Origin of the sequence: Anabaena azotica FACHB-119 (assembly GCF_014697625.1) — a bacterium.
Taxonomy (GTDB): domain Bacteria; phylum Cyanobacteriota; class Cyanobacteriia; order Cyanobacteriales; family Nostocaceae; genus Trichormus; species Trichormus azoticus_A.
On sequence record NZ_JACJSG010000070.1, the window covers coordinates 18,515 to 27,090 of the forward strand.

Below are 8,576 nucleotides of genomic sequence, written 5' to 3' on the forward strand. Positions count from 1 at the left end.
TATGAGATTCACCTGTATCCCCGGCAGGACGGCTGACTGTGGCAGTGGTTCACTCGCCAGTAGAGCCACCCTTATTACCTCCCCCAGCAGTTCCCGACGGCTCTCCAACTTTAGTAGAATAAGGCCCTTGAAGATAGGTTGCTGGAATAGTACCTTTAATCAAGTACTCGCTGTCGCGTGTTGTGTTGTAGTATGCCTGCAACTTACGCACCAGCTTGCTAGATTGCTTTTTACTCAGACCCAGCGAAGCAACATAATCAGGAATACCTTGTGGGCCTTTGGCAATGGCTGTATCGACATCTATATTTTTATTGAAACTCGTAGCGATTTGAGCAATTTCTTCCTTAATCATCCCAGATATCTTTTCAGGGGCTAGTACTTCAACGTTTTTGAGCTTACCTGATGCGATATCTGCTTGCAGTCGTGGTAAATCGAGTTCGACTTCAAAAGCACCGTATGCTTTGGCAACACCACCACTTTCTACCATGAAAGAAGTGTAGGGACTATCTCCTTTAGCGGGATAACCACCATAAATATGTTCTATATAAGTTGCCGAGCCGTCAGGATTTGTTGGTACAAGGGAGCCATCGTCAGCAATCCGAGATTTTGTATTACCTTTGTCATTAACTGGGCTAGCAAAATCATTATCTTGGCGGATAATCCGAATCTGTTCTTGATTTTTAGCTGTAGTTGCCAGATTTTGTTCTTCACCTGGGGATTTTGTTGACGGTGGTTGTGTGGTTTCTGTTGTCGTATCTTGACGCACAGATCCAGTATCAGTTTCTGGCTCATCTAGCTGAGTACCGCGTCCGGTCGATGTTTCGGCTGGGGGCGATTTCACCTGAGACTGAGGATCTGTTACCTCAGTTTGCGGATATCTAACTCCTGTTTCCGGGGTTTTCACACCACCCACCCCCGCATCTGTGCTACCCACCTTGGGAGCATCAACCCCACCAAAAGCACCCTTAACCTTACCACCCAAGGAAGTACCAAACTGCTCTCCCGCTTGGAATGTCCTGGTTTGCATCCCTTCTACATTACGCCCAAACTTACCCAACCTACCCAAATTAGCGGTTGAAATCTGGACGGCTGCACCAATACCAGCACCAATCAAAATTCCTTCTACAGTAATTGGGTTGCCTACTGCCAAATCACCAGCAATCCCACCAGCAATATCAAAGGCGACATCAATACCAAACTTCAAGACAGATTGAGTCAGACCTGCACCAAGTTTACCTGCTTGACCGAGTGCATTACCCAATGCGCCACCAGCACCACCAAGCGCCCCACCGATCGCACCCACAAGGGCGGCTTTACCAACCCCATCCAGCAGGTTCTTACCGTCGATCGCATTATTCCCTACCTGAATGACTGCACCAGCCACAGCACCCACAATTGCCCCACCAACCACCGCACCAATCGTACCTGCGGCGGCGGCGCTTGCTCCCAAAGCCCCAGCTACTGCGCCTACTGCACCAATCACTGCGGGAGCTACAACTATGGCGACAACTATTACAGCAATTACTAGCAGGACTTTGAGGACTGTTTTCCAACGTGGTTGTTCTTGCTCTGCGGCTTCTTGGGCGTATTTCTCGATATCTGATTCTAGGTTTGGCTGTTTTGAGCCTTGCAACGCCCCACGCAATCCTGTTTCTAGGTCGTTGGTAGCTTTTTGGAAGTTACTATCCAGATTTTGGTTAACTTGATTGAAAGCGGTGTCAACCCCTTGGGTAGTTTGAGCAAAACCTGTAAAGGCTGTTTCGCTGGTTTTGGTGATTGTGGTTGTGAAGGTTTGCTGAATTTGATTGAAGGTATTTATAGCACCTTGATGGAGATTTGTCAAGGTAGTTTTTGCTTGCTCTGCCACAGCCGCAGATTCTTGCAACCCTGTTTGAGCGATCGCCCTTACCCCAGTAACCACTTGTTGTCCGCCGCCGATTATACCTTGCTCGGATGCGGCAATACCTTGTTCTGTTTGATTTTGGACTTGAGCAACAGCATTATCAAACTGTGCCAAAATGTCGGCTAAGGCTGCACTCAACTCTTCTGGAGGTGGTGCAGGCATTCCCTGTAGTTGGTTTTGGGTATCTTGCAGTACCGTTTGCAGATTCGTAGTAGCTTGGTTAATTCCGGCTTGGATGGATGCGATCGCTTTTTGTGCATCCCTGTCGATTGCTAATACTTGGCGTTGCCCATAAGCATCTAACAATTGCATTTGGGCTACTTCTTGTTGATTTAAAGTCTGTAATGTAGTTTGCCGGGTTTGGTTAGCTGTTTGAGTTAACTGAGTTTGTGCTTGCTCTAGTTGTGACAAAACCTGCTGTTCAACGGCGTTTAAGTTGTCTAAACTTTGTTGTTGCAGAGTTTGCAATTGTTGACGAGACTGATTGGCTACATTATGAATAGCTGCAATATCTTTCGCCTTACCTTGGCCTACAGCATCAGCTTGTTTCTTGGCTTCTTGAATTAAACCCTTTTTGTATTGTTTAGCAACTTCCCTAGCTGCTTCCGCCTTCGCCCTGAGTCTGTTATCAGTCAGTGGCCCGTCCAAAATGCTATCATCTTCATTTTTAATTTGCGATTCCCATGCAGATGCCTTTTGCTCTCCCAAGGCGATCGCTTCATTGCCTACTTTCTCCCCAGCCGCCCGATATTTCTCCCCGGCTTGAGCGTAAAATTCCTCCATCCTTGCCAATTGGTTATTTTCACTCTCTGCCAATTTTTGAAGCGAGGTTGTATGTTCTGTTTCAACTTTTTGACGACCTGTGGCAGTTGTTTGCGATGTTGTTGCCAATGCTACTTGGTATTTATGACCTTTATCATCAAATTTTATTGCTGCCACGTAGTACAGAAACATATTATCTAAAATATGGAATACCCCATCTCAAAGCTTACTTTAAAGCATTGGCTAAGGGTGAAGAAGAAATTACTGCTGAACTGTTGTTCCAAACAATGGTGAGACGTTCTCGCCAAGATGTAATAAAACGACAGTTAGCTGGTGAAGAAATTTACATAGCTGGTCAAAAGATTCGCTTCCCAAAACGCAAATTACAACAGTTTACTTATAATTTTGAGGCAAGCTTTCAAGGGTTTTATGCCGGGATTGCCAATCAAATTGATGAATTGCACCTAGCTCCTTATAACATCAAAGGCTTTAAGAAGCAGAAAAATAAGCAAGAAGAAGATGAGGTAAAGCGCAATGATGCTCTTGTTGCCCTAATGAAATCACTCTATCTGAAGCGTTTAGAAAGTTCGCTGATTGCTTTTGAAGGCAGTATACGCAATCAGAGGAATTTTCAAGAAAGGTTTTTTAGCTTGTTACAAGAAGGCAAACTTCTAGATAGCCATAATTTTCGCAAAATTTTAACCGCAGAGACAGATGAAGAGGAGAGCAGTTCAGTAGAAGATTTAATCGATTCTTTAAATGAAATAGAGCCTCAAGACTACCACATTAAAAAATTACAATCACAGATTAAATCTGACCTGGGTATTCTCAATGGGATTCTGAATACACTTTTACAAATTAGAAAAGATGTAGAAATAGGAATGGATTATGACCGTAAGCTAACAGCATTCAAACAAGTTTTATCTACCGAACTTAAGGGACAGAAAGTTCTAGTTTTCAGCTATTTCAAAGATACAGCCGATTATTTATACAACCAGTTACTTTCAGATCAAGACTGGTTAAAGGCGATGGCGATAGATTGTCGAAAGCCTACAATTGATAAAATCACGGGTGAAACTCCTGGCAAACAAAGGGAAGAAAAAGTTAAGCGCTTCGCACCCAAGGCAAATGGTCAAAGTGAGGATGAGCAGCAAAGTCTGCAAAGTCAAGAAATTGATATTCTTATCTGTACTGACGTTCTATCGGAAGGTCAAAATTTACAAGATGCTGGTGTTTTAGTTAATTATGATCTGCATTGGAATCCAGTGCGAATGATTCAGCGTGCCGGTCGAATTGACCGTTTAGGTACTAATTATGAAGAACTGTTTATTTATAACTGTTTTCCAGAAGAGGGCTTAGAAGATTTACTGGGATTGGTAGCACGATTGCAAGCTCGGATTGCCATGATTGGTGAGAATGTGGGATTAGATGGCAGCGTTTTAGGAGAAATAATTTCTGAAAAATCATTGGAAGAATTATATCGACTTAAGAAAGCAGTTAGTGATGCGGATAAAGAAGCAATCCTAGAGGAACTTGAGCAAACAGCCGATTTGGTGTCATTGGATGAAATGCGTTTGCCTTTATTAGAATTTTTCCAGCTAGAAGGTGAGCAAGCAGCAGAAGAAATCCCACTAGGCATTCACAGCACACGCCATTTCTATATTCCTGAAGTCGAAAACGGGGCAATATTTCTAGCGTTTCGTGTTAAAGATGAACACTTCTGGCACTTTTATCCCCGTATTAACGGTGTGATTTCTCTCAATCTAGACAAAATAATTACTAATAAGCGTCAAATTTTTAACTGGCTCAAATGTAAAGCTAGTGACTTTCCTCCTCCAGAAAAACTGCTGCCAGCGAAGTTTGATGACTCTATCTTTGATGTTTTGGATGTTGCTGTCTGTAACTTAATGACATTGTTCAGAAAACAAGAAACTAGCAGTATTGTAAAGCCTAAACTTAATAAGTCTTTACAAAAAATTAATCAAGCTTTGATTCAGTTTGATCCTATAGATGAAGACGCAGTATACCAAGAAGCAAAGCGACGAATATTAAAAGTTATTACCACAGTTAACCTTCGTATCTACGAGCGGGACTTGAAACTAATTTGGGAAAATTTCGCTCATAAAAAAGACTTAAATGCTCTGGTTTTTGAACTAGATGAGTTCTTTGTTGAACAAGACCAATATCACGAAATTGATGAAGAGGCACAATTTAACCCATCAACAGTAATTAAGGAAGAGGATATTCAGCTTGTTTGTTACCAGTGGTTTAAACCAGAATAATGAGCCTGCTACATCTTTTGCAGAGCAATTGCTTCCACTTATGAAGCAAAAGCAATCACTTTTTTGATTAGTTCATGTTGCGATGACGCGCTGTTCTAATCGATTTAGCCGGTTGATCCTGTGCGATCGCAGTCGATGCCGCCCTGGCAGTCTTCGCCCACTCCCGCATTTTTTCCACAGCCGCCGCATCTTGTATGGCAAGTGGGGTAATGGTTTGACGGCATTCCTCCAAATCCCCTAGAGTTACCTTTTGGGGTCTGTTTTGCTCGAATGCCAGTAGCGCAGCTTCGGATGCTAGAGTCTCCAATTCAGCACCGGAGAATTTAGCGGTGTTGGCGGCGATCGCCTCCAAGTACTCATCCTCAACACTGATACCAAATCGCTCTAAGTGAATCCGTAATATCTGCGCTCTCTCTGGCTGTGAGGGTAAATCAACGAAGAAATTTTCGTCGAATCTACCCTTACGTTTGAGTTCGCTGGGTAGTGCTGATGGGTCATTGCAAGTGGCCACAACGAACACACCCGCCGTACACTCAGACATAAAAGTGAGGATATTTCCTAAGATTCGTTGACTGACTCCACTGGTGTCACCTTGCCCAGACAAAGCCTTCTCAACTTCGTCTACCCATAGGATGCAGGGAGCGATCGCTTCTGCCGTTTTCAAAGCACGGCGCACATTGCCCTCCGATTCACCAACAAGGGAACCTAACATTGAGGCTATGTCTAACTGTAACAGTGGCAGATTCAAGATGTTGGCGATATTTTTGGTAAGTAACCCTTTGCCAACTCCGGGTGGGCCAGCCAGCAGTACACCTTTAGGTTGGGGTAGAGAAAGAAGCCGCGCTTGTTGCGTGAACAGTCGCTTCCTCCGGTTTAACCACTCGCGCAATAAATCCAACCCACCAAACGGGATTGTAGCTCCTTTACCCAACTCAATCCCCATTTGCTTTAACATCCGGGTTTTGTATTCGACCGCTTTGGAAATAAAGCCAGAGTCGATAATCCATTCGCCCTGTGCTGTTCTGCTCCCTTTGAGTGTCAGACGCAAGAAATCTCTAATTTCTTCTAGCGTCAAACCCAACACCGCCCTTGCTAATGATTCCATCTGTTCACCAGACAAATTGATGGTCAAAACTGCATCTTGATCTGATGCACTTTGCCTCAAATCTTCCAGATAAAATGGTAAGGCTTCTTGAATTTGCTCAACAGTTGGTAGTGCGATTTCAAAATAAGGTATCAGCCTAACCAACGATTCGTGCAACTGAATATTTTGACCCAAGAATACTATACGTTTATCTGTCAGTTTGAGCCTATGGTAAAGGTTCTTTACCCGGCTAAGAATCTCCCAGGATAACTGAGGTGAATTTTTCCCCACAAACGGATGTACATCCCCCAGGATAAACACCCCTACGCCATCAAAATTTTCGATGTACTCAAAAATATAAATTAGTGGGTCTATATGGGCTGGTCGCTTGTATTGTGATACTGGCTTGAAACGTAGATCCCCATCTGCACCCACTATACATTGTTCTAACCCAGCCACCCCTAAATTCCAGAAGTATACAGGAGAGTCCAACTTTTGATTTGCTTGGCTTGTTAAGCAAGCAATAATTGTCGCCTCTTCCGGCGCTAATACCTCTAGCGCGGCAATGGGAATCTGTGAATCTATTGTAACTAGTAAATTATTTAAGCTCATTTTTGTTCCTCATACGGTAATGGTGAGAGTTCTTCGTGAGTGCTTACCATTTGAACTCTCACTTCAAAAACTTCGGCTTCGCCGTCAAACACCTCTGCTACACCGTGACAATCTCGCTGTGCGATTGCTGTAACTAGCGCATTCATTAATACACACAAACCTTCCGTGTTTGCTTTGATGATGACGGGCTGGTGTACGCCCTTCTGTGTGTAAATGTGAACAAACGGATATTCTTTTGGTAGTATGTCTTTCATGATGTTGAAGGAGAATATCAGTATTCTCCTCCTCCTTTTTTATTTACTGGCGCAAGCGCGTCTGATGATTGCCGTTAGTCCGAATCTGCTGGCTTTGCGCTTCTTCCTTAAAAGTGCGATCGCCTACTTCCCCCAACGCTTCCTCAAACGGCTGTGTTGCTGACAAACAAGACCCCCCTTCAAAACCCTCCGCTTCTACTCGAACCTCACCTGTGCTATTGTCAAAGTGAATCAAAACTGACCTTTCCATTTGTGTTATCTCCTGGCGTACTGTTTAACTTCTTGATGTCCGGCAAATGTCAGGCGTAAGCTCTGCACTTGCCCCGAAACTTCTTCGCTGATGGTGCAAGAACCAAACTGTGCTTGCAATTCCAATGCTTTGGCTTTCACCATGCGCTTGCCGTAAGCAATCATCAACTCCTTGTTAAAGAAGTTTTCTCCAAGCCGGGGCGCTGTTTCATAAGAGTCGTGTATTAACTCATACACCCCACTGTCTTGATTCCAACAAAACCCAATGTCTGCACGGGCTTTGATTGTGCGACCTTTAACTACTATCTCTGCACTTTTGCCTGAGTCATCACCATAAAATCCTGTTAACGGGTGTGGAGTTTCGTAGACCTGGGGCTGAAGATTCAAATCTTCTAGTGCTTGGACTAGACATTCCCGATTAACTAACCGAGTTCTAACTGTTGAGAAGTGTGACATATAATACCTTCTAATTGTTTGAGTTGACAGTGCTACACAATAGTTGTGACCGAACCATTAGTTACGGTTTCCCGTATCTCACTTCCTATTTGCATAGCAATCTTTGGAAGTAACATATCTTGGATGAAAGAACATATTGTTGGTGTAATGCCCCTGAAAATCCAAGGGCATTACACTTTTCTACCTGAACTTAAACGCCTGAACAGTACCACGCCGCAGCCCCACATCCTCACTCGCTAACGCTTGCAAGTTGCGCTGTTCATCGAGAAGTTTTGTGCGAATTTCCTCCATCTTTTGCTGAAGTTGCGATCGCCCCTCCGCACCCAGGTTCTTCTGGCTAATACTTGGGTCATTTATAATTGAGTCTAGGTGCGCCATCATCTGCTCTAAGCTAGAGCCTGCCTCCGGTGAAGCATTAGCTAGTAGTACCTGTACGCGCTTGAGATGTTTCTCCATCTTGTTTTTAAACAATACAGGCTTGCGTCCTGGCTCCCAGTTGGCGAGTTCTTCTAGCAGTTGGGCTGCTAGCTGTTCCCCGCCTGCGATCGCTGACTCTCTCAACCTTTGCTCTAGATTCTGGTCGTACTGCTGAATAAACTGGGTTATTTGCTGCAAACACTTGGCTTGCTCAGAGTTCAACTGTTCTGACAGCGCCGGGATAATTACCGGACGACCGATAATTACCTGCAAATACTCTTCAAGCTCTGACAGTAGTGGGAAGGACTTGAGCAAGTTGGCTTTTACCTCCTCACGTTTGTCTGGTGGTAAATCCCAGACGTTCAGCGAGATGAAGTGATCAATCCTTGCCGTGTAATCTGCCAGCCCCTGCTCATAGCTATCTTTTAAACCAGCACGTAAAGTTGGTGCGATCGCATCCCTGATGTTAAGCAACTGGCTCCACACCAGGGGCGCTAGGTCTATCGGACAGACCCAATCTCCATTGTCCGATGACATCCACTCTTGCACTGATGCTA

Annotated in this window: 7 protein-coding genes; 1 reads left to right on the forward strand and 6 read right to left on the reverse strand. The window is 44.3% G+C overall.

The window, feature by feature from the left end:
• Positions 1 to 49 precede the first annotated feature (49 nt).
• Positions 50 to 2,794 (reverse strand): hypothetical protein, encoded by a 2,745-nt coding sequence (locus tag H6G83_RS31800; protein ID WP_206759013.1) that lies wholly within the window; start codon positions 2,792 to 2,794, stop codon positions 50 to 52.
• Here H6G83_RS31800 and H6G83_RS31805 point away from each other — a divergent pair.
• Positions 2,794 to 4,947: a C-terminal helicase domain-containing protein gene (locus tag H6G83_RS31805; RefSeq protein WP_206759014.1), complete on the forward strand. Its 2,154-nt coding sequence runs from the start codon at positions 2,794 to 2,796 to the stop codon at positions 4,945 to 4,947. The two genes, H6G83_RS31800 and H6G83_RS31805, sit on opposite strands and share 1 nt — an antisense overlap.
• Before the next feature lie 67 nt (positions 4,948 to 5,014).
• Here the strand turns inward: H6G83_RS31805 and H6G83_RS31810 are convergent, their stop codons facing one another.
• The 5 genes from H6G83_RS31810 to H6G83_RS31830 all read right to left on the reverse strand — a co-directional run.
• On the reverse strand, positions 5,015 to 6,643 hold the full coding sequence (locus H6G83_RS31810) for an AAA family ATPase (protein WP_190479633.1): 1,629 nt from the start codon (positions 6,641 to 6,643) through the stop codon (positions 5,015 to 5,017).
• Positions 6,640 to 6,789: a hypothetical protein gene (locus H6G83_RS35670; RefSeq protein ID WP_242044968.1), complete on the reverse strand. Its 150-nt coding sequence runs from the start codon at positions 6,787 to 6,789 to the stop codon at positions 6,640 to 6,642. Before H6G83_RS35670 ends, H6G83_RS31810 begins: the two co-directional genes overlap by 4 nt.
• Before the next feature lie 151 nt (positions 6,790 to 6,940).
• Complete coding sequence (locus H6G83_RS31820; RefSeq protein WP_190479638.1) at positions 6,941 to 7,147, reverse strand: DUF2997 domain-containing protein; 207 nt, start codon at positions 7,145 to 7,147, stop codon at positions 6,941 to 6,943.
• Positions 7,148 to 7,152: 5 nt separating this feature from the next.
• Positions 7,153 to 7,602: a DUF1257 domain-containing protein gene (locus tag H6G83_RS31825; protein WP_190479640.1), complete on the reverse strand. Its 450-nt coding sequence runs from the start codon at positions 7,600 to 7,602 to the stop codon at positions 7,153 to 7,155.
• 180 nt (positions 7,603 to 7,782) lie between these two features.
• A partial coding sequence (locus H6G83_RS31830; RefSeq protein ID WP_190479642.1) for a hypothetical protein occupies positions 7,783 to 8,576 on the reverse strand: 794 nt, incomplete at its 5' end.

Bases quoted from the DNA above. Each gene is read 5' to 3' on its own strand.
- H6G83_RS31825 (WP_190479640.1), bottom strand. From the start codon at position 7,602: ATGTCACACTTCTCAACAGTTAGAACTCGGTTAGTTAATCGGGAATGT.
- H6G83_RS31805 (WP_206759014.1), top strand. From the start codon at position 2,794: ATGCTACTTGGTATTTATGACCTTTATCATCAAATTTTATTGCTGCCA.
- H6G83_RS35670 (WP_242044968.1), bottom strand. From the start codon at position 6,789: ATGAATGCGCTAGTTACAGCAATCGCACAGCGAGATTGTCACGGTGTA.
- H6G83_RS31810 (WP_190479633.1), bottom strand. From the start codon at position 6,643: ATGAGCTTAAATAATTTACTAGTTACAATAGATTCACAGATTCCCATT.
- H6G83_RS31820 (WP_190479638.1), bottom strand. From the start codon at position 7,147: ATGGAAAGGTCAGTTTTGATTCACTTTGACAATAGCACAGGTGAGGTT.